We start from the raw sequence: 19,626 nt of genomic DNA, 5'->3' as shown, positions 1-19,626 counted from the left end.
CAAGGCCTATGGCGGTGCTTACGATGTGATGAGCTCCAAGCATCTGCGCGGTGATGTGAACTACGCCTGGCCGACCGCGGAGATCGCGGTCATGGGGGCCAAGGGCGCTGCTGAAATCATCCACCGCAAGGATTTGGGTGATGCCGACAAGATGGCCGAGCATGTGAAGGAATATGAAGACCGCTTCGCCAATCCCTTCATCGCCGCCGGCCGCGGCTATATCGACGACGTCATCATGCCGCGCAACACCCGCAAACGCCTGATCGCAGCGCTAAGAACGCTGAAGAACAAGAAGGCGGAAAACCCGTGGAAGAAACACGATAATATTCCGCTTTGACGCCTTATACGGCGTCATCCCAAACTTGATTTGGGATCCAGAGGGGAAGGCTGCCACGCTTTACAACCGAGTAAGTAACCTTGACGTTACATTGTGTGTGCGGTAGCTCTGGGTGTAGATGTCACCTGGAGGTTACTTATGACCGATATGAAGCAAGTCGAGAAACTGTCGCGCCGCCGTCGCGGTCTCATGCTCGTTTTCGTCGGATCGTTCCTGACCTGGCAGGTGCCCTTCATGGACCGGTACGAAGCGGTAGCGGCGGGCGCGATACGCAATGTGGACCTTGTTTATATCGCCGGTTTTCTGCTCTGGGCCCTGGTCTTGATCGCGTTGCTGCGTTTCGGGCGTAGCGGTGCGAAATCGCCGGAGGTGCGCGCCGCGCTTGAGGACGAGCTGACTCAGGACAATCGCGCCAAGGCGTTCAGTTTTGGCTATTGGGCCATGCTGATTATTGCCGGTGTCGCTTTCGCAGCGTCCTTCTTTGTCGGTATGTCCGCCCAAGAAGTAGCACATCTGATCATAGTTGCCGCCGTGGTCGCGCCGCTACTGCGCTTTGCATTCCTGGAGCGGGGCTAGATGGGAGATCATCAGGGCCTGAAGAACGAGTTGAAGGCGCATCGCATTGCCATGGAGCTGACACAGGCAGAACTGGCCAGCAAGGTTCAGGTCAGCCGCAAGACGATCAATACGGTTGAGAATGGTGTCTTTATTCCGTCAACGATACTCAGCCTGAAACTGGCGCGTGCCCTGGGCGTGGGCGTGGAAGACCTGTTTCAATTGCCCGACTAGACGGTGCAACCGATCAGGCAGCGGCGGGCTCGGCCCGCACAGCCTTCCGCAGCATCGCCGGATAGCCCACTGTCACGCACTCATAGCCCTCATAATAGCCCCGCTCGGCCAGCAGCTTGTGCAGCTTGGGCAGGTGATAGGGCGGGACGGAGGCGAACATGTGGTGCTCGAGATGGTAGTTTACATTGTTCGGGGCGACGGTGAGGACCTCCCACCAGCGCGCGCGGGTGGTGTGCGTATTGCGGCGGGGCTCGATGTCATAGCGGTCCGCAGCGACGCCATGCTCGCCAATATTTCGTATGCGCATTATTGCCGGAAACAGGAAGATACGGGCGGCCCACCACAGTGCATAGGTCCAAAGGACGCCGGTCAGCGCCAATACGCCGATCAGCACGGTATGGAAGGCCAGGAAAGGCGCCTTGGTGGCAAAGCTCGGGGCGCGCCAGCTGCCGATGATTTCCTTGATCCCGGTCTGACCGGTGAGGTCGCGGATAAATTTGCGACGCAGGCTGTCCCTGGAGACCGGATAATTCTTCACCAGCCCCTGATCGGGATCCTGATCCGTACCGGCATGTTTGTGATGTTCGAAATGATAGGCGCGATAAGCCAGGAAGGGCGCATCGATCGCCGCGCCGCCAATCCACTTGCCGGCAAACTCATTGAGCCAGGGCGTACGGAACAGCGCCTTGTGGGCGCAGTCATGCATGACAATGGCGAAGGCGAGTTGCTGGCCGGCGATGAGGATCAGGCTGAGCGGCGCGAAGAGGGGTTCAACCGCGCTCAGCGCCAAGGCGAGAGCGAGCATGACGAGATTGCCGCCCAGCATCAGGGCACCGCGCCAGTTCGAGGTCTGCGACAGGGCGCGTAATTCCTCGCGGGACAGAGCATCAGACAGTTTCATGTGCCCAAGTGTAGGGGAGCCGGGTTTGAACGCAAACCCGGGCCATTCCCCCTAGTTAATCTGTGGCCGGCAGGACACGGGCCGGCGGTAAAGAATATTCACAGTGACGCTTGTCACGCTCATCGCCGTAAACAGCGGTATAAACCGCCTGTCTGTCCCGCTTCTGCCCTTCCCAAGGGGAGCGCATAATCAGGGGTGGATATTGTGTGAGGGGCGCCGCGTTCTTAACTCTTCGCCCACACGAATCGCAAAGGTGTTAGCCCTATGTGGCGACTGGTAACGGCATTCATTCTCGCGCCCGCAGCGGCGATTCTAACCCTGCTTCCGCTCAATGCGGTGGCGGCGGCGAGTGGTCAGGCTGAGCCCGTGCGCGTGAATATTGCCACCGAGCCGGTGCGCTATGGTCGCGATGATGGCCTGGCGCTGTGCGTGGCCAGCCAGTTTGCCCGCGACCCCGATCACGATCCGCGCAATGGCCCGCAGGTTCATATCGTCTGGGCCGGCCCGGGCTTTTCCTTTGCGCCGATCGATACCGCCCTGGCCGGCGAGGACGCCTATGCCTGCCGCCGGGCCAATCGCCAGACTGAAGCCGTGCCGTCCAATTGGGTGGGCGTGGTTTATGGCTATGACCTTGGCCAGTGTGCCCTTGATCCCGAGGCGGAGCGCGCCCGAACCTATAACGGGGATTGCCGCTGGGGCTGGGTTGAGGGCGATGCGATCGTTGCACCGCCGAGCGATCTCCTGCTTGCCGATGCCGAGCCGGACGGCGATTGATAACGCCTGCCGTTCGCGCATGGCGGCTTTCCAAATCGTAACAGCGGCGTAAATCTCCGCACCAGGACATCGCGATAGCCTCGTGGTGCAAGGGTCGGCCTGGGGAGGATGGCGATGAATATTCTTGGACGTAGCGCAACAGCGCTTCTAGCAGTGCTGATGCTCTCTGCAGGGGCGATGGCGCAGGACCGGCTGGTTGTGGTCAACAAGGCAGCCAATACCGTGTCTCTGGTGAATGCTGAAACGCTGGAGGAGGGCGCGGTGATCGCGACCCAGCCCAATCCTCACGAAGTCCATGTCTCGCCGGACGGGCGCTTTGCCTACGTGTCTGATTATGGCGGGTCTTATGGCGACAGCCTGACCGTGATTGACCTGGAGACCGATAGCGCCGTGGCGACCTGGTCGCTGGGCGAGTATCGCGGTCCGCACGGCATCTGGACCAGCAATGATGGCGGCCATGTCTGGGTGACCGCGGAACGGAGCAATCGCGTCGTTGAGTTTGATACGGCCACAGGCGAGATTTCCCGCAGCTGGGATACCGGCCGGCCGGGCAGTCACCAGCTCGCTGTGGCGCCGGATAATAGCGCGCTCTACGTCGCCAATATTGCCGGCAATTCCGTGACCGTGATTGATCTGGCCAGCGATGAGGTGAGGACGATTGAAAGCGGAAACGGGCCGGAAGCAATCGATGTCTCGCCGGATGGTTCCGAGCTCTGGGTGGGGATGAGGCAGGATGATGAGATCCGCGTCTACTCCACTGAAGATATGAGGGAAATTACCCGTATAGCGAGCGGTGGCGAGTTCCCGATCCGGCTCAAATTCACCCCCGATGGGGCCCGCGTCTATGTCTCCAATGCGGCGTCCGGATCCGTGGCGGTGATCGACGCGGCCAGTCGCCAGGCGGTCGGTGAGGTCGGTGTTGGGGCCGTGCCGGTCGGCATTTTGATGCAGCCGGATGGCCGCCGCGTCTTTGTCGCCAATACCCAGGATGACTTCGTCACCATCATCGATGCGGACAGTCTCAGCGTGACCGGCCGCGTCGTTGCCGGCGATGAGCCGGACGGGCTCGCCTGGGCCCCTGAGCTCGGGCGATAGGTGCGGCTAGCGGGACAGGCGTTCGCGTAGGGCTTTGACTTCGCGGCGGCTGACCGGCACGACGCGCCCATCACTCAGGTGGATCTGGTAGCGGCTGCCTTCAGCCGCGCTGAGCCGCTCAACCCTCTCCAGGTCGACCGCATGCGAGCGGTGCACGCGGTAAAAGCGGCTGGGCAGAGCCTGCATGAGCGCTCCCAGATTGCGATTGTCGAGCTCGATCCGGCCATCCTCGAGACCAATCTCGGTGTAGTTTCCGCTCGCATGCAGCGAGATGATAGCGGCCGTCGGCACAAAACGGTTCGAGCCGGTTGCGTCGATCTTCAAACGCTCGGGTTCCGCCGGTCGTTGCGCGAGCGGAACGAGGTAATCTGATTTGCGAACAAGAAGATATCCGAAAAGACTCGCAGTTAGGACGAAGATTCCGATATCCAGAAACCCGGCCCGGACCATCTCGGCAAAGACGAGATAGGGCAGTAATCCGCCCGCCAGGAGAAGGGGCTCCGGGGCCTTCCGGCGGATTGCCGCCAGTCCCAGCCAGATCAGGCTGGCGGCAATGAGGCACATGCAGGCTATGACCGACTTGGCGTCATAGCCGCGCAGGAAAACAACCGCTAACAGGCTTACAGCGGTGGTAAGCAGGCTAATAAACCAGCCAGTATATTTCCCAATATTCCAACGGCTTGCTGTATAAAGTAGAAGTGATGCGCAAAACCCGCACGCCCCGACCATCTGGATGGCCTGGCGCGGCTGATGCCAGTCATAAGGATAGTTGATCAAGGCGCGGGAGATCTCCGCCAGTAGCGCGATCATCAGGGCGGCCAGTCCTGCCGCTAGCCACAGGGCCGGTGGGTATTGGCGGCCCAGTGCGAGGCGCAGGATCAGGATGAACAGGGCGGTCAACGCGCCGGAAATCAGAATAGTCGGTGCGTAATAGCGCAGGGAGCGGCGGGCATCGGCCCGGTAGGGCACGACGGCCATGATCTGGATATAGGTGGAGGGCGTGTAGCCGGCCCGGTGGCTGGATAGGCGCAGGCTGACATAATTCGTATCCGAACGAACGAGGGCGGCGGGGATGGCATAGAGCCCGTCAATCTCGCCCGCGACTTCCTCGGCGCGCTCCGTGCCAGGCTGGCCTTTGCGACCGATCTCATCCCCGTTCCAGTAGATGGTGGCGGAGAAGGGGCCGGACAGCATCAGGGCGAGTGGGGTGCTGGCGTCATCGGGCAGTACCACGCCATCCCAGCGCACCCAGATAGCGCTGTCCCCCGGGTCGACCCGGTAACTGGGTAGCAATGCGCCCTCAGGGCTGTCCGGGCCAAGCGCGGTTTGCGCAGCATTGCCGTCGAGCACGCGGACATCGGGATGGCTGACCGGTTCACCCGCTGGCCAGCTCACAGCCAGAACCAGCACTGCGACCAGTAGCTGGACCGCAAGCGGTTCGGCCAAGGAGGCGAAGTGTTTGAGCCGTTCATACGCCATACGAGCAATTCGCCCTTTTTCCCTGTCGCACACAAGGCCTGGCTGCCACAGCCCGGTGAGTTTCACGCCCATGGCATCGACAAGGAGTTCCCCATGATTGCCAGTCTACTTTCCGCCGGTTTTCTTGCTGCAACAGCGCTCACCACGCAACCGGCTGGCCAGCATGCTGCGGCACAGGAGGTGTTTGACGCACTGGCCGAAAGCTTCCCGGCGCTCAACGCCACTGTGATGGTGGAGGGCGAGATCGTCTGGGAGGCGGAAGGCGGGCTGGCCCGGGATGCCGGGGACAGTGTTGAGCAGGACTACAATTTCTATTCTATCGCCAAAATGCTCACCGGGATGGCCTATGCCCGGCTGGAGGCGGAAAGCGGTCTGGATCTGGATCAGAGCATTCGCCTGATCGATACCGGCCTGCCTGTGGCCTATGACGGCATTACCCTGCGCCAGTTGCTGAGCCACACCGGTGGCGTGCGGCATTATCAGGGCGAGCGTGACTGGCGCCGCTTCAATGACCGGCGCTGTGCGACACCGGAGGACGCGCTCGGCCATTTCATCGACGACCGTCTCATCGCCGCTCCGGGCGAGCGGCATCAATACACGACATTCGGTTTTGCCTTGCTGAGCCATCTCCTGGTGGAGATCACCGGTGCCGATAGTTATGACGCGGCGATGCATGCGGTGCTGGGCGATGTTTACATGGCCCGCACGGATCGTGAGGGCGTAGACAAGGCGGTCACCTATATGGGGGAGGCCGGTGCCTTTGACGCCATCGCGCTATCGGCCGAGTGCAAGTTTGGCGGTGGCGGTCTGCTGGCCAGTTCGCGCGATCTGGCCGCCATGGGCGCTGCCTTTGCTGCAGGCGAGGTGATCGCGACCGAGCGTTTCAGCCAGGTCCTGACAGCGCAGACACTTAATGACGGCACATCAACGGGCATGGCCTATGGCATGGGCGTTGGCTATTGGGAGGAGCTGGGCTCGCACTATGCGACCCATTCCGGTGGTTCGCCCGGAGGGCGCGGCTTCCTCCTGGTTCTCGCCGATCTGGAGATCGTCGTTGCGTTGACCGCCAATTTTGACGGCCCGCAACATGCCGATACGGCGATTGCTCTAGGCCAGTATTTCGCGCGTACCTATGCCGGTATCGACCTGCCGCAGGACTAGGTATCGCTACGGGAACGGGCCGTCGCTTTCGGGATGGCCCGCGCCTGTATGGCTCCGGCAATAACCGCCCAAATCGGCAGGGTGGAAAGAACAGCCTCCTGCCCCTCTGCCAGAGCGGCAAAAACGGCCACTAGGGTGATCAGCCCGCCGGCGCGGATGCGAATGCGGTCGAGTGGCGCACCGGTGGCATCACCCACGCTTTCCACAGCTGGCAGGCTCAGCAGCATCAGGGCAAAGATCGCTGCGACGATGCCGGTCGTGATCATCCATTCGATCTCCACAGCAGCCAGTCCGGCCTCGATCAGGGCCATGGGCTCGCCGCCCCGCTCAACGAGGACGAAGACAGACAATCCGACGCCGAGGAAGGCGAAGATCAGGCTGAGCACGCGCGTACGATCCAGCATGACGTCGAAGATCACGGCCAGGGCGAAGATCGCGCCCATCAGCCAGATGCCGTCACGGAACACCGCGGCGGCAGCGAGGCCGAGGACCAGGACCAGGTCGGAAGCCTTGGCCGGCTGGCCGACGGAGCGGTTGACGATACGCGTCGACATCAGGGCAAGGGCGAGTGTCCACACGGCAGGAGACCAGCCAATAGCGATCGCGGCGACGGCGAGGGCCATGCCAACGAAAGCCGTTTCATTGCGATCGGGATCAATCTCGCGGCCCAGAGCCCAGGCCAGGAAAGCAACCAGCGCGCCTTCACCGCCCGCGGCGGCGGCCTGCATCAGCGAAGCGTCACGGAATTCCCAGGCGCTAAAGCCGACAATCCCGGCTGCAACCGGCAGCAGGATCAGAACGGCCAGATTGGTCGGGTAATTCGGTTCCAGCGGACGCGCAATGGATGAAATCTTGTAGATCGGACGGCTCATCTGATTCCCCTCAACTCAGGCGCGACACTAACGCAGTCTTGCGGGAAGGCCAGATTCGCGCGATTTCCTTATTGTTGTTAAGGACAAAGATGTGGCCTGGAGGCATAGATGGGCGCGGCATTACTGGTTTCAGGCCTGATGGCCGTCGGCACGGTGATCATCCACATGCTTGGTCTGATGGTGCTGATGGGCTTCATGCGCGCGCGGTCTGACCATTTGCACCCGCGCCGCAGTGCTTTCCGGCAATCGGTGTTCATCCTCATGGTCGTGCTCGGCCTGTTTCTGATCCACGCCATAGAGATGCTGGCCTATGCGGCGCTTTATTACGGGCTCGGGGAATTCCTGACTTTTGAGGAAGCCCTCTACTTCTCTGTCTCGACTTTCACCACCTTGGGCATGGGCGACATCTATATCGAGAGCCAGTGGCGCCTCGTTGCCGCCATTGAGGGGTTCAACGGCTTTCTCTTGATCGGCTGGTCCACGGCCTTCCTGGTCACGGTAATCGGGCGCTTGCGGGCGATTGAATTCGACTGGCTCGACCGCCTCGGTGACGAGGATGATTAAGCCGTTGGTGGCAAAGACGCAGGCGCGCACTTGCTGCGGCGCGCGAAGCCACGCTAAACCCTCAAACCAGCTGGACGTCCTGTCCGTTTCCGATTTGGGGCTTCAATGTTCAAAAAGATCCTGATCGCCAATCGCGGCGAGATCGCAGTCCGCGTCATCAAGACCTGCCGCCGTCTGGGTATTGCCACCGTGGCTGTCTATTCCGAGGCGGATGCCGATTCCATGGCCGTGGAGATGGCCGATGAAGCCGTCTTCATCGGTCCGCCGGCCCCCGGCGACAGCTATCTGCGCATGGACAAGATCCTCGAGGCGATCAAGGAAACCGGCGCAGATGCGGTCCACCCCGGTTTCGGCTTCCTGTCCGAGAATGCGGCTTTCCCGGCCGAGCTGGAAAAGGCCGGCGTTGCCTGGATCGGGCCGAATGTGAACGCCATTGAGGCGATGGGCGACAAGATCCGCTCCAAGCAACTTGCCGCTAAGTCCGGCGTGTCGACCATCCCGGGTGCCGATGGCGAGATCAATGATGCCGAAACGGCCGTCGCGGCGGCCAAGGCGATCGGTTATCCGGTCATGCTCAAGGCCTCGGCCGGCGGTGGCGGCAAGGGCATGCGTATTGCCCATGACGAGACGGAGACGCGCGAAGGTTTCGAGGCCGCCCGCAATGAGGCACGCACCTCATTTGGCGATGATCGCATTCTGATCGAGAAATTTATCGTCGAGCCGCGCCACATCGAAATCCAGGTGATGGGCGACAAGCACGGCAATGTCATCCATCTCGACGAGCGCGAATGCTCCGTTCAGCGCCGTAACCAGAAAGTTCTGGAAGAGGCCCCGTCGCCCTTCCTCGACAAGAAAACCCGCGATGCCATGGGCGCCGAGGCCGTGGCTCTGGCCAAGGCTGTCGATTATGACAGCGCCGGCACCGTCGAGTTCATCGTCGACAAGGATCGCAATTTCTACTTCCTGGAGATGAATACCCGTCTGCAGGTGGAACATCCCGTCACCGAGATGACGCACGGGCTCGACCTGGTCGAGCAGATGATCCGGTCTGCAGCCGGCGAGAAGCTGGAACTGTCCCAGCGCGATGTGAAAATTGATGGCTGGGCCGTTGAGGCGCGTCTTTACGCCGAGGACCCCTATCGCGGTTTCCTGCCGTCGATCGGTCGCCTCAAGCGTTTCATCGAGCCGGAAGAGGGCAATCTCGCCGGCGGCACGCTTCGCATCGATAGCGGTGTGCGCGAAGGCGATGAAATCTCGCTCTTCTATGACCCGATGATCGCCAAGGTGATCGGCTATGCCAAAACCCGCGAGGCCGCGATCGACACGCTGGCCGCGGCTCTGGACCGCCTGCATGTGGAAGGCCTGCAATCCAACGCCCCCTTCCTCTCGGCGGTCCTGGACGAGGCCGATTTCCGCTCCGGCCGGATCAATACCGGCTATATCGCCGAGCACTACCCGGAAGGTTTCCACGGCACAGCGCCGCGAGAAGACCAGCTGGTCTATGTTGCATCGGTCGCCGCCTATGTGCACGAGGTGATGACCCGGCGTGCGGCCCAGACCGAAGGCCGTCTCGCCGAAGCGCCGGTCGAGGTGACACGCGAATGGGTCGTCCTGATGGATGGCCGCAATATCCCGGTCGAGGTCGAGATGACGGCGCTCGGAAAGGCCAGCCTGTGGATCCCGTCCCTGCGCCCGGAACGCATTACGCTGGAGACCGCCTGGTTGCCCGGGAGCCAGTTGTTCGAGGCGCGCGTTGATGGCGAGGAGTTTGCGGTGGAGTTCTCCAATCGCACCGAGGGCTATGCCCTGCGCCACCGCGGTTATGCCGTCACGGCCCTGGTTTGCACCCCGCGCTCGGCCGAATTGCACGCCCTTTTGCCGGAAAAGGAAAAGGCCGACACCGCCAAGCTGGTGATCAGCCCGATGCCGGGCCTGGTGGTCAAGGTCGATGTCGCGGAAGGCCAGGAGGTCAAGGCCGGCGAAGCCTTGCTCGTGGTTGAGGCGATGAAAATGGAAAACGTCATCCGCGCGGAAAAGGACGGCACCATCAAATCGGTCAATGTCGAAGCCGGCGCGTCTGTCGCCGCTGACGAATTGATGATCGAATTCGCCTAGAGGAGGGCGAGGGGATGCAGGACTGGCAGGGTTTATTCTTCAGCCCCAACGGGCGCATCGGTCAGTCTGACTACTGGAAGGGTGTCGGGGTGATCATCCTCGCCAACCTGCTGCTCAACCTCATCCCGATCCTGGGCACGCTGATCTGGCTGGTGCTGATCTATGTCGGCGTCTGTGTTTACGGCAAACGTCTGCACGATGCCGGCCGCAGCGCCATATTCCACGCCATCCCATGGGTGTTCTGGATTTTCACCCTGGTCGCCAGCGCCATGCTCATGGGCGGTACCTTGATGACGGCCATTCTGTCCGACGGCGATATCAGCCCTGTGGCGGTGATGTCCGCTGGCGGCGCCTTCTTGTTCCTCAATGGTCTGAGCACGCTGGTCTGGCTGGTTTATACCCTTTGGGTGGGCTTGGCGCAGGGCGATCCGGGCGAGAATGCCTATGGCCCGGCACCGGTGATCGAAGGCCAAGCGAAGCCCGTCGATCCGGCCTGACGCCTGTTTGTCACATCCGCTGTCGTGAAATCGTCGTGCGCTGACCGTTGACGCGAACCGGCCTCCTATGGGTAATACAGCGCGTATCCAGTTGAGGGGAATCGACATGAATCCGGGCATCCTGTTTCTGCCTATCTTCCGTGCATCCACCACGGCCTACATTCTCGGCCTTGTGGTGCTGGCAATCTTTGATTTCTGGCGCATGAAGTCCGGGATCAGCATGCTCGGTGGCTGGCAGGGCGCCTTGCTGGTCGGCTTTTTCGTGTTCTCCCTGCACGCCAATCGACGCGCCTATATCGAGAGCAGTCGCGCCTTGGGCATTCTGCCGGTCGTGGTCGGTTGGATTTTCAGTGCCATCGGCGCTGTGATTGCCTTCCTTCCGGGCGTGATTTCCGCCATGCGCGATTTCGCGGCGGAAAACGGTGTTGATGTCGAGGATGATCAGGCTTTCGCCGAAGCGGTTCAGGACCCGGCTTTCACCGACGCGTTCACGGCCCATATCGAGAATGACCAAGCCTTGGCCGAAGCAATCGTCGCCAACGCCCAGATCGGCCTGTTTGCCGGCTTCTGGCTGACTGTTGCGATCTTTGCGGTCTGGTTTGCCCAGATGAAGCGTATGAGCGGTTCGCTGGAGGGGACTGAAGACACGCCCTCACTGTACCAGCCCGCAGAGGTCGAGCCGGCCAATGCGCCCGAGCCGGCTGCGAGCGAGACAGTAGACGCGAGCACGCCGGAAGCGGAACCGGTCGAGGCTGAGCAAACAGATGCTGAAAAGCCTGAAGCCAGTTCGCCTGAACCCCAGGAGTCCGACGCAGAAAAAGCTCCGGCTGAGCCGGAAGCAGCAGAGCCGGCAAGCGAGTCGGAGGCTACCGAGGCCGACGAAGAAAAACCGGCCGAGGACGAGCCCAAGAAGTCCGACTAGGCCGGGTTTTCACCCAGCACCGGCGGATCCGCGCGGCTGACCGGGCCGAAAATCTCCTCGAAGCCGAGGTGAAGTTCGGCATCGAAATCCTCCATCGTCACCGGCTTGGACAAATCCTTCAGGCTGGTGACGCCATAGAGCGGATTGGAAATTCCGCAGGGCGTAATGCCGCCAAAGTGGGACAGGTCCGGCGCCACATTGAAGGCAATGCCGTGAAAACTGACCCAGCGGCGCAGGCGGATCCCGATGGCGGCGATCTTGTCCTCGCGCCCGCCGGAGCGGTCGACCCAGACGCCGACGCGGCCCTTGCGCCGCTCCGCCGTCACACCAAAGCCCGCGGCGGTGCGAATCAGCCAGTTCTCCAGATTGCACACCAGCTGGCGCACATCGCGGCCGCGCTGGGTCAGGTCGAGCATGACATAGGCCACGCGCTGTCCCGGCCCGTGATAGGTGTATTCCCCGCCGCGCCCGGTCTCATAGACCGGGAAACGGTCGGGATAGAGCAGGTCTTCCGGCTTGGAACTGGTGCCGGCGGTATAAAGCGGCGGGTGTTCCAGAAGCCAGACGAGCTCGTCCGCCTCGCCCGCAGCAATCGCCGCAGCGCGCGCCTCCATGAAGGCGACAGCTTCGGTATAGGGCACATGGCCGGGCGAAACCGCCCATTCGGTCCGGGGTTTATTCATTGTGTCTTGTCTTAACAGAGCTGAAACCGTATCGCGCAAACATCGTGATGCGAATCCCAAACGGCAAGTCCGGGAGTGAGTGTTGAGTCAGATCGGCGCAGTCGACGTTGAAATAGCTGTGCTGCTGGGACGGTCCAAGATGCCGATCCAGCAATTCCTGCGCATGGGCCGTGGTGCCGTGATCCCGCTCGATTCGGGTGAGGACGAGGAAGTCTGGATCCTCGCCAACAACCATCCCATTGCCCGCGGGGAGGTCGTCATCCAGGGCGATCGCATCGCCGTGTCCATCACCGGACCGGCCGACGCCAACGAATTCTTCGCCGCTGCATAAGCCACCGCATTTTCCGCTTCACAAGCAGCGGGGATATTGTTATCTCCCGCGCCTCCAACACGTGCGGTCGTGGCGGAATTGGTAGACGCGCAGCGTTGAGGTCGCTGTGGGGTAAAACCCGTGGAAGTTCGAGTCTTCTCGACCGCACCAATGGAGCTCTCTCAAGCTTCTGATGTGTAAAGAAAATTCGCCCTTTGAAGGGCGGCCGCCTCAGAATCTCGGTTTAATTTGCCCTACAATTTGCCCTTCAAATCGCGTTGGGGCGGGGAAAATGCGGCATCGGGATCGGTATCGGAAGCAGCGCGACCGGCATATCACTATATCAGCCGGTGTCACGCTCCCGTTCGATTGCTTGTTCCACGGGAGCTCGGCCGGGATTTGGCTGCACACCCTCATGGTAGCGGCCTTCACCTACACAACCCTGGTGTCCATCCTTAGGGGGGTGGTGTATGTGAGAGAAACGATCTAGCGGGCTACCGAGATGTTGATGAATTTTCCGTTCGACGGTGTGTTTCTTGAACTTTTTGAGGACGTGCTTGGACAAGCCGGTCGGCGTATTGGCCCTCAATTGCTGTCGATGCATGCGGTGTGGCGACCATTCTCGTTTCTTCCCTCCAGCGTTTCCGCTGATCGAGCGGCTCGTTTAGCGGAAGGTGGTCTCGTCTCGTCGGAGGAAACGTACCGTCACTTGGCGGCCTTTAAATCCAAACATGCGGAGATTGGCTCATTGTTATGGGAAGACCCATGGATGAATGAGCAAGATGTTTCGAAGCTTGGACTGCCGAACGACGTCCATTTTTATTGTGACACGTCGGCCTATTATTTGCTGAACTCGCCGGGGTCGGGTTGGCGGGACCTGTTGCGCGCGAGTTGCTCCATGATTTCGTGCGATAAGGTTGTTTATTGTTCTCCATCAATTGGTTCCAAGGACGTAGCTTCACTAGAGACGTACCCGAGCTTGATCTCGCACGTGATCATCTCGGCGTACGATGGCGAGGGGCTGATCGTATTCGAGCGGCGAGCGTGAGGGCGGTCGTGTCCAAGCGTTAAGCGAGCTTATCTGCGAGACGTCGTCATTTGGACAACGCCGTTTTTCCGGGCCTCTCCCCGGGCTCCCGAAGTCGTCTGTCCGTTGGCAGCCGCTCGAGCGGTCCAGCTGTAACACAAGTATCCGTTCATCGGGTGAGAATAGAGTGCCGGCGGGCGGGTGTCGGTGATGGGGATCACGCGCAATCGACGCTATGCAAAATGTAGTGCGGTAATGTGCGTGTTGCGTATCGACCGCACCATTCTCTCCCGGATCAGATCCGGGCCTTGGATGGTCAATCTGCCAGAGTTCAGCTAACCGCCCCTGAGCATGAGTGCTGCCGGGACGTAGCCGTTTGGCGATTTGTCGATTCCGGACATCGCGCTAGCTTCCTGGGCCAAGCCCAGGGAGCCTGTCATGCGCAAAACTGCAGCGGATTTCGATCAACGTATTCTCGACCTGTTCGACGGTTATGTGCATGGCCGGGTTTCAAAACGTGATTTCCTCAAACTGGCCGGTGCCGGCGGCGCAGTGGCTCTGACCCAGCTCAGCCCGGACTACGCCATGGCACAGCAAGTGGCCCCGGATGACGCTGAGATCACGACCGAGCAGGTCAGCTATACCTCGCCGCAAGGACATGGTTCCGTGGACGGGCTGATGGCCTGGCCCGCGGACATGAGCGATCCGGTAGGCGCGGTTCTCGTCGTCCATGAGAACCGTGGGCTTAATCCTTACATCGAGGACGTTGTCCGCCGCGTCGCCAAGGCGGGCTATCTGGCGCTGGGCCCGGACGGGCTGACATCCCTGGGCGGTTATCCCGGATCCGACGAGGAGGGGCGGCCAATGCAGCGCTCGCTCGATCCGGCCAGACTGCTGGCGGACTTCTTTGCCGGGTTTGAATTCGTCCGCGATCATTCCCGCTCGAACGGCAAGGCTGGTGCGGTCGGCTTCTGCTATGGCGGCGGGGTCTGCAATGCTCTGGCCGTGGCCTATCCGGACATGGCCTGTTCCGTGCCCTTTTACGGGCGTCAGGCCGCGGTTGAGGATGTGCCGCAAATCCGCGCGCCGCTTCTGCTGCATTTTGCCGAGAATGATGCGCGCATCAATGCGGGCTGGCCTGACTATGAAGCCGCGCTGCAATCGCATGGCGTTGTCCACGAAGCGCATGTCTATCCCGGGACCAATCACGGCTTCCATAATGATTCCACCCCGCGCTTCGATGCCGATGCCGCAAGTCTTGCCTGGGCGCGTACGCTGGACTGGTTCGGGCGCTATCTGGACTGATCTGTCTGGCCTGACTTTCCCGGCCTGAAATTTCTCTCCTCGGACACGAATCTGTCTCTCGCCTTTGCTGCGCGAGCGTTTTAGTCTGGCTGAACCGATTGATTTGCCCGACATAAGCGCCAGGGAGGAGACCATGAGCGAACCCGCTTTGGAAGACGAACTCCTCATCGAAGCCCCGGCCCGGGCGGACACGGATCCGGCTTTTGTCTCCGACCTCAAAGATGCAATCGAAAACAGCGATCCGGACCGTATCCGCCGTCTGGTCGCACCGTTGCACGAGGCCGATGCCGCCGACGTATTCGAACAGCTCTCGGCAACCCGGCTGGAGCAGATCGCTGATCTGGCACCGGAGGTTTTCACCGGCGAGGTCCTTGCCGAGATTACCCCGGATACCCGCGAGCTTGTGCTCGAACATCTGGATTCCTCCCATCTCGCGGCAGCGATCACCGACCTGGACAGTGATGACGCCACCGAGGTCATCGAGGAGCTGGATGACGATACGCGCGAGGCGGTGCTGGCGGAAATTTCCGCGCCCGACCGTGAAGCGGTCGAGCTGTCTCTGGCCTTTGACGATGAAACCGCCGGCCGTCTCATGCAGCGCGAGTTCGTCGCGGCGCCGAGCTTCTGGACCGTCGGGCATGCCCTGGACCATATGCGGGCGACGGATGAAGAACTGCCGGACAAGTTCCACGACCTCTTCGTCATCGATGCCGGCTTCCGGCCGGTCGGGGAAATTCCGGTTTGCCGCCTGCTCAGCGCGAGCCGTGATACCCGGCTGACCGAGATCATGGAGCAACCGCGCATCAAGGTGGATCCGGAGACCGACCAGGAAGAGGTCGCTTATCTGTTTCAGAAATACCACCTCGTCTCGGCACCGGTGGTCGATGCTGCCGGTCGTCTGACGGGCATGCTGACGCTGGATGATATCGTCGATGTCATCCAGGACGAGAACAAGGAAGACATGCTGGCTCTGGCTGGCGTGAACGAGGCCGGCCTTGCCGATACCGTTGTGCAATCGGTGCGCTCGCGCGCGCCCTGGCTGCTGGTCAACCTGGCCACCGCGATCCTGGCCTCCGGCGTCATTGCCCTGTTTGAGGGCTCAATTCAGCAACTTGTCGCGCTGGCCGTGTTGATGCCGATCGTCGCTTCAATGGGCGGTAATGCGGGCACGCAATCACTGGCCGTGGCTGTCCGCTCGATTGCCGAGCGTGACCTGACGGCCGCCAACTCGGTGCGGGTGATATGGCGCGAACTGGCCACCGGCACGCTCAACGGTTTGATCTTCGCTGTCGTCATGGGCGTGACGACCCTGGTCTGGTTCGGCGATATGCAGCTCGCCGGCGTGATCGCCATCGCCATGGTGTTGAACCTGGCTTGCGCTGGATTGTCGGGCATTCTCATACCCTTGGGGCTGATGCGGGCAGGGGCGGACCCGGCCGTTGCGTCGTCGGTTTTCGTCACCACCGTGACCGATGTGGTCGGGTTTCTTGCATTCCTGGGGTTGGCGACCCTCGTCCTTCTGTGATGATATTAACGCCGCGCTGGGGTGCGATAGGTGGTGAAAGACGTGCGTAATCTAAGTCTCATGCTCGCTGTGACGGCGGGCCTGGCGTCGACGGCCATGCTCGCGAGTGTGCCGGCAGCGCATGGCTGGGTAGAGGGCCAATGGGGCAGTGCGGCCCGCCTGGACGCGCCGCGCGCGGGCCTCGCGGTGGCTGTGCTCGATGGTCGGCTCTATGCCGCGGGCGGGTCAGGCGTGACCACGCCGCGCGTTGAGTTCGACAGCTATGACGCGGAGATCGACCGCTGGTTCCCGGAAACGCCGTTACCGCGCGGGCTTGAACGTTTCGGCATGGCCGCGGCTGACGGGCGCATCTATGTCGCCGGCGGATATGCACAAGGCGGTTTGGTCCAGGGTGAGGCTTGGTCCGGTGATGTTCTGTCAGGGCGTCAATCGGTCCGCGAACAGGCCGTGGCGCCGAGCGCGCGGATGTGGTCCTGGTCGCCCGAGGGCGGTGTCTGGCAAAGCGAAGCAGCCATGCCGGCTGCCAAGGCGGATTTCGACCTCGTCACCCTGGACGACCGGCTCTATGCCATTGGCGGGCAGCGCGACGACAATCAGATTTTCGTCTTCGATCCGCAAACCCGAAACTGGGAGACGCTGGAAAGTCCGGTGGGCGTAACCCGCAGCGCGGCGGCGACCATTGTTTTCGACGGCCGTATCTATGTCATTGGCGGTTTTGCTGGCGGTGAGCCGCTGAGCCGTGTCGATGTGTTCGACCCGCAATCGGCCAGCTGGTCTGCTGCGACGGCTTTGCCGGATGCGCGCGGCGGCCTGGCCGTCGCCCATGATAGCGAGCGCATCCATGTCTTCGGCGGCCGCGGCACCGATAACACGACACTTGACCTGCACGCCTCCTGGGCGCCGGGTGAGGGGCGCTGGCGCACTGATACGTCATTGCCGAGCCCGCGCACCAATGCGGCGGCGGCCGCGCTGCAGGGCGCGCTTTATGTGATTGGCGGTGGCTCGGGCGGCGGGTTTTTCTCGCCCTTCACCGCGATCGATAACACCGACATTTTCCGCGACGAGGCGAGCTAGACCTCCTGCGGCGTCAGGCTTGCAGGGGGCAGGGCGGATCCAAAATCAGCGTGTCAAAACTGAACACTATGAAACCGCAACTCAAATCCACCAGCGCAGCGCGCGAGCTCATCAAACGGTTTGAACCGTTTCGGGATACCGCCGTGCGTGCGGATAATGGCCGCTGGATTGTCGGCTTCGGTCACCGGGCTGCCGCCAAGGAAGGCACCCAGGTCAGTCAGGATGAAGCCGATCTTCTGTTGATTTACGACGTGCTGAAAGCGGAACAGGCGATCGAAGATGTCGTCAACTCGCCGCTGAAGCCGGCCCAGCGTGATGCGCTGGTTTCCTTTGTGCACGATATCGGATCGGCCGCTTTCAAGCGCTCGGACGTTGCCCGTTACCTGTTCGAAGGCCGGACCATGGCCGCGGGTGAGGCTCTGGCCATTTATGGCGATAGCCGTCTCGACCGCCGGGAGGCCGAGAGCGCCCTGTTCATGACCTCGTTCGCACCGCCCGCCTCGAAAAAGGCCGAGGAGCGTGAGAACGCGACGGTGGAGTTGGTCATCAAGGTCGAGCATCCCAGCGAAGCGCCGATGGCGCCGCCGGTCGAGGCTCCCATACCTGTTCTGGAAACGGCCGAGGCCGCGCCGGCAGCCGAGACGGCCCCGCCACCGTCTGCGCGCGAAATTGCGGCGCGGCGTGAAGCCGAAGCCGAAGCCGAAGCCGAAGCCGAAGCCGAAGCCGAAGCCGAAGCCGAAGCCGAAGCCGAAGCCGAAGCCGAAGCCGAAGCCGAAGCCGAAGCCGAAGCCGAAGCCGTAGAAGCGCCCGCCGCTAAAGCGCCTGCTGCAGCAGATGAAGCGGCGCAGCCAGTGAAGCCTGAGAACAGCCCGGCGCCGCGTCCGCGCCCGGCCATGTCCTATAATGGTTTCGTCTCCAATATTCCCACGGTTCCGCTCGACCTCGCACATCGCCCTGAGCCGGAACAGCCCAGCCTGCCCGAAGCCCTGAACGCAGCGGCGGAAGCGCCGGCTCACAAGGCGCGCGGCGAAGCGGCGGCGGCCCAGGTTGTGGCGCGCATGAGCCAGGAAATCGAGCATGTGCAGACTGATGCACAAAGCCCGGTGACCGGTCGTGCAGCGGTGCAGACCTATGATGATACCTTGCCGGAAGGGGCCACGCTTGGTTTCGCCCTGGCCGGTCAGCTGGCTGCGCATTTCCCGCAGGCCGAGGCCGAGCTTGAAGCGGAAACCGCGACGGACAGTGTAGCTGTGGACGGCACGGTTGAGGCGGAGCTCGCCGAACTCGCCGAGGCCATGGCCGACGTGGAGGATGAGGCCCTCACCGAGGCGCCGGCCGATCCGGCACCGGAGATGGTCAGTCTCAGCGCTATTGCATCAGCCGCCGAGGCGCCGGTGGATCTGGCTGAGCCTGAAGCCGAGCTGGATGCGGAACCGGTCGAGGCAGCAGAGGACGTGGACGCGTCCGAGCCTGCCGAATTTGTAGAAACCGGGCCGGCCGAGGCCGAAACGGCCGCAGCCGAAGTCGTCGAAACCGAGCCGGCCGAGGCCGAAAGCGCTGCGACCGACGGCACTGACAACCCGGGGGACACCCAGGCGGACACCCAGGCACCTGCCGATGACGTCGCTGAAGCGGTCACGGCTCGCGTGCATGATGTGGTCGAGAAGGTGATTGCTGCTGCGGATGAGGATAATCCGCCGCCGCACCCGGCTTTTGACCCGGCTGCAACAGAAGGCGAGGTCGGCGAGGTCGAAGCGGATCCGCGTGCCGAGCGTGCCGCCGCACACCTGGTTGATGATATCGCCGATACGCGCCGCGACCCGGTGATCGATGAGGACTTCTCTCCGGAGGATCTTGCGGCCGGTGAGGATGTTTTCACCGGTACCGAACCGGCCAAACCGCCGAAGGACCGCTCGACCATCATGTTCGTCCTGTCCTTGATCGCCGGGCTGGTCGTTGCCGGCATTGGCGGCGTGGCGGCTTTCCCGAGCCTGGATCAGATCTGGGGCGAGCGTCAGCTCAATACCGAAGCGTGGATGTTTATCGGCGGCACGCTGGTCTTTCTCGCCTCTGCCGCGCAGCTGGTCTCCATCTGGATGGAAAAACAGCAGGATAAGGCACGCGTTTAAAGGGTTTCGCGGCGCTGCTGCGGCGCGCAGACCAGCCTTGCCTTGACGGGATTTGGTGCCGTGATAC

The 19,626-nt window shown here is 61.9% G+C and carries 20 protein-coding genes and 1 tRNA gene; 17 read left to right on the top strand and 4 right to left on the bottom strand.

The annotated features are described in order from the left end of the window. The 3 genes from Q1V57_RS13500 to Q1V57_RS13490 form a co-directional block, all read left to right on the top strand. The coding region (locus tag Q1V57_RS13500; protein ID WP_300531887.1) for a carboxyl transferase domain-containing protein at nt 1-337 on the top strand (337 nt) is incomplete at its 5' end. 138 nt (nt 338-475) lie between these two features. After that, nucleotides 476-913: a hypothetical protein gene (locus Q1V57_RS13495; RefSeq protein WP_300531886.1), complete on the top strand. Its 438-nt coding sequence runs from the start codon at nt 476-478 to the stop codon at nt 911-913. After that, complete coding sequence (locus tag Q1V57_RS13490) at nt 914-1,126, top strand: helix-turn-helix transcriptional regulator (RefSeq protein WP_300531884.1); 213 nt, start codon at nt 914-916, stop codon at nt 1,124-1,126. It abuts the gene before it with no gap. A 13-nt stretch (nt 1,127-1,139) separates the two neighbouring features. On the opposite strand, the gene Q1V57_RS13485 is transcribed toward Q1V57_RS13490, so the two are convergent. Then, complete coding sequence (locus tag Q1V57_RS13485; RefSeq protein WP_300531882.1) at nt 1,140-2,027, bottom strand: fatty acid desaturase family protein; 888 nt, start codon at nt 2,025-2,027, stop codon at nt 1,140-1,142. 264 nt (nt 2,028-2,291) lie between these two features. Here Q1V57_RS13485 and Q1V57_RS13480 point away from each other — a divergent pair, with 264 nt between their 5' ends. Together Q1V57_RS13480 and Q1V57_RS13475 are read left to right on the top strand one after the other, a co-directional pair. Further along, nucleotides 2,292-2,801: a hypothetical protein gene (locus Q1V57_RS13480; RefSeq protein WP_300531881.1), complete on the top strand. Its 510-nt coding sequence runs from the start codon at nt 2,292-2,294 to the stop codon at nt 2,799-2,801. A gap of 114 nt (nt 2,802-2,915) precedes the next feature. Continuing rightward, nucleotides 2,916-3,896 (top strand): YncE family protein, encoded by a 981-nt coding sequence (locus tag Q1V57_RS13475; protein WP_300531873.1) that lies wholly within the window; start codon nt 2,916-2,918, stop codon nt 3,894-3,896. 6 nt (nt 3,897-3,902) lie between these two features. Here the strand turns inward: Q1V57_RS13475 and Q1V57_RS13470 are convergent, their stop codons facing one another. After that, on the bottom strand, nt 3,903-5,375 hold the full coding sequence (locus Q1V57_RS13470) for a LytTR family DNA-binding domain-containing protein (RefSeq protein WP_300531871.1): 1,473 nt from the start codon (nt 5,373-5,375) through the stop codon (nt 3,903-3,905). A 93-nt stretch (nt 5,376-5,468) separates the two neighbouring features. Here Q1V57_RS13470 and Q1V57_RS13465 point away from each other — a divergent pair, with 93 nt between their 5' ends. Then, on the top strand, nt 5,469-6,536 hold the full coding sequence (locus Q1V57_RS13465; protein ID WP_300531868.1) for a serine hydrolase domain-containing protein: 1,068 nt from the start codon (nt 5,469-5,471) through the stop codon (nt 6,534-6,536). Here the strand turns inward: Q1V57_RS13465 and Q1V57_RS13460 are convergent. Continuing rightward, a complete protein-coding gene (locus Q1V57_RS13460) occupies nt 6,533-7,408 on the bottom strand; it encodes a hypothetical protein (protein ID WP_300531865.1) in 876 nt (291 codons plus the stop codon). The two genes, Q1V57_RS13465 and Q1V57_RS13460, sit on opposite strands and share 4 nt — an antisense overlap. Before the next feature lie 108 nt (nt 7,409-7,516). Here Q1V57_RS13460 and Q1V57_RS13455 point away from each other — a divergent pair, with 108 nt between their 5' ends. From Q1V57_RS13455 to Q1V57_RS13440, 4 genes are all read left to right on the top strand, one after another. Further along, the gene (locus tag Q1V57_RS13455; protein ID WP_300531862.1) at nt 7,517-7,972 is read left to right on the top strand and encodes a potassium channel family protein; all 456 of its coding nucleotides are present in this window, start codon (nt 7,517-7,519) and stop codon (nt 7,970-7,972) included. Between the two features lie 105 nt (nt 7,973-8,077). After that, a complete protein-coding gene (locus Q1V57_RS13450; RefSeq protein WP_300531860.1) occupies nt 8,078-10,087 on the top strand; it encodes an acetyl/propionyl/methylcrotonyl-CoA carboxylase subunit alpha in 2,010 nt (669 codons plus the stop codon). 14 nt (nt 10,088-10,101) lie between these two features. Beyond that, a complete protein-coding gene (locus Q1V57_RS13445) occupies nt 10,102-10,584 on the top strand; it encodes a DUF805 domain-containing protein (protein ID WP_300531857.1) in 483 nt (160 codons plus the stop codon). Nucleotides 10,585-10,690: 106 nt separating this feature from the next. Then, on the top strand, nt 10,691-11,506 hold the full coding sequence (locus Q1V57_RS13440) for a hypothetical protein (protein WP_300531854.1): 816 nt from the start codon (nt 10,691-10,693) through the stop codon (nt 11,504-11,506). Here the strand turns inward: Q1V57_RS13440 and lipB are convergent. Beyond that, complete coding sequence (gene lipB / locus Q1V57_RS13435; RefSeq protein WP_300531852.1) at nt 11,503-12,189, bottom strand: lipoyl(octanoyl) transferase LipB; 687 nt, start codon at nt 12,187-12,189, stop codon at nt 11,503-11,505. The genes Q1V57_RS13440 and lipB overlap by 4 nt on opposite strands. Nucleotides 12,190-12,271: 82 nt before the next feature. Between lipB and Q1V57_RS13430 the strand changes: the two genes are divergently transcribed. From Q1V57_RS13430 to Q1V57_RS13400, 7 genes are all read left to right on the top strand, one after another. Continuing rightward, entirely contained in the window at nt 12,272-12,520 is a 249-nt protein-coding gene (locus Q1V57_RS13430) for a FliM/FliN family flagellar motor switch protein (RefSeq protein WP_300531849.1), read from the top strand. A 63-nt stretch (nt 12,521-12,583) separates the two neighbouring features. Next, a tRNA-Leu gene (locus Q1V57_RS13425) sits at nt 12,584-12,670 on the top strand. 337 nt (nt 12,671-13,007) lie between these two features. Continuing rightward, nucleotides 13,008-13,547 (top strand): hypothetical protein, encoded by a 540-nt coding sequence (locus Q1V57_RS13420; protein WP_300531847.1) that lies wholly within the window; start codon nt 13,008-13,010, stop codon nt 13,545-13,547. Between the two features lie 417 nt (nt 13,548-13,964). Further along, on the top strand, nt 13,965-14,831 hold the full coding sequence (locus Q1V57_RS13415) for a dienelactone hydrolase family protein (protein WP_300531844.1): 867 nt from the start codon (nt 13,965-13,967) through the stop codon (nt 14,829-14,831). 133 nt (nt 14,832-14,964) lie between these two features. After that, the gene (mgtE, locus tag Q1V57_RS13410; RefSeq protein WP_300531841.1) at nt 14,965-16,356 is read left to right on the top strand and encodes a magnesium transporter; all 1,392 of its coding nucleotides are present in this window, start codon (nt 14,965-14,967) and stop codon (nt 16,354-16,356) included. Between the two features lie 42 nt (nt 16,357-16,398). Further along, a complete protein-coding gene (locus tag Q1V57_RS13405; RefSeq protein ID WP_300531839.1) occupies nt 16,399-17,430 on the top strand; it encodes a kelch repeat-containing protein in 1,032 nt (343 codons plus the stop codon). Between the two features lie 68 nt (nt 17,431-17,498). Continuing rightward, complete coding sequence (locus Q1V57_RS13400) at nt 17,499-19,559, top strand: hypothetical protein (RefSeq protein ID WP_300531838.1); 2,061 nt, start codon at nt 17,499-17,501, stop codon at nt 19,557-19,559. Nucleotides 19,560-19,626 lie beyond the last annotated feature (67 nt).

Source organism: Maricaulis sp., from assembly GCF_030149425.1.
In the GTDB taxonomy this organism is placed as follows: Bacteria; Pseudomonadota; Alphaproteobacteria; order Caulobacterales; family Maricaulaceae; genus Maricaulis.
This window is presented reverse-complemented; position numbering and strand designations above follow the sequence as displayed.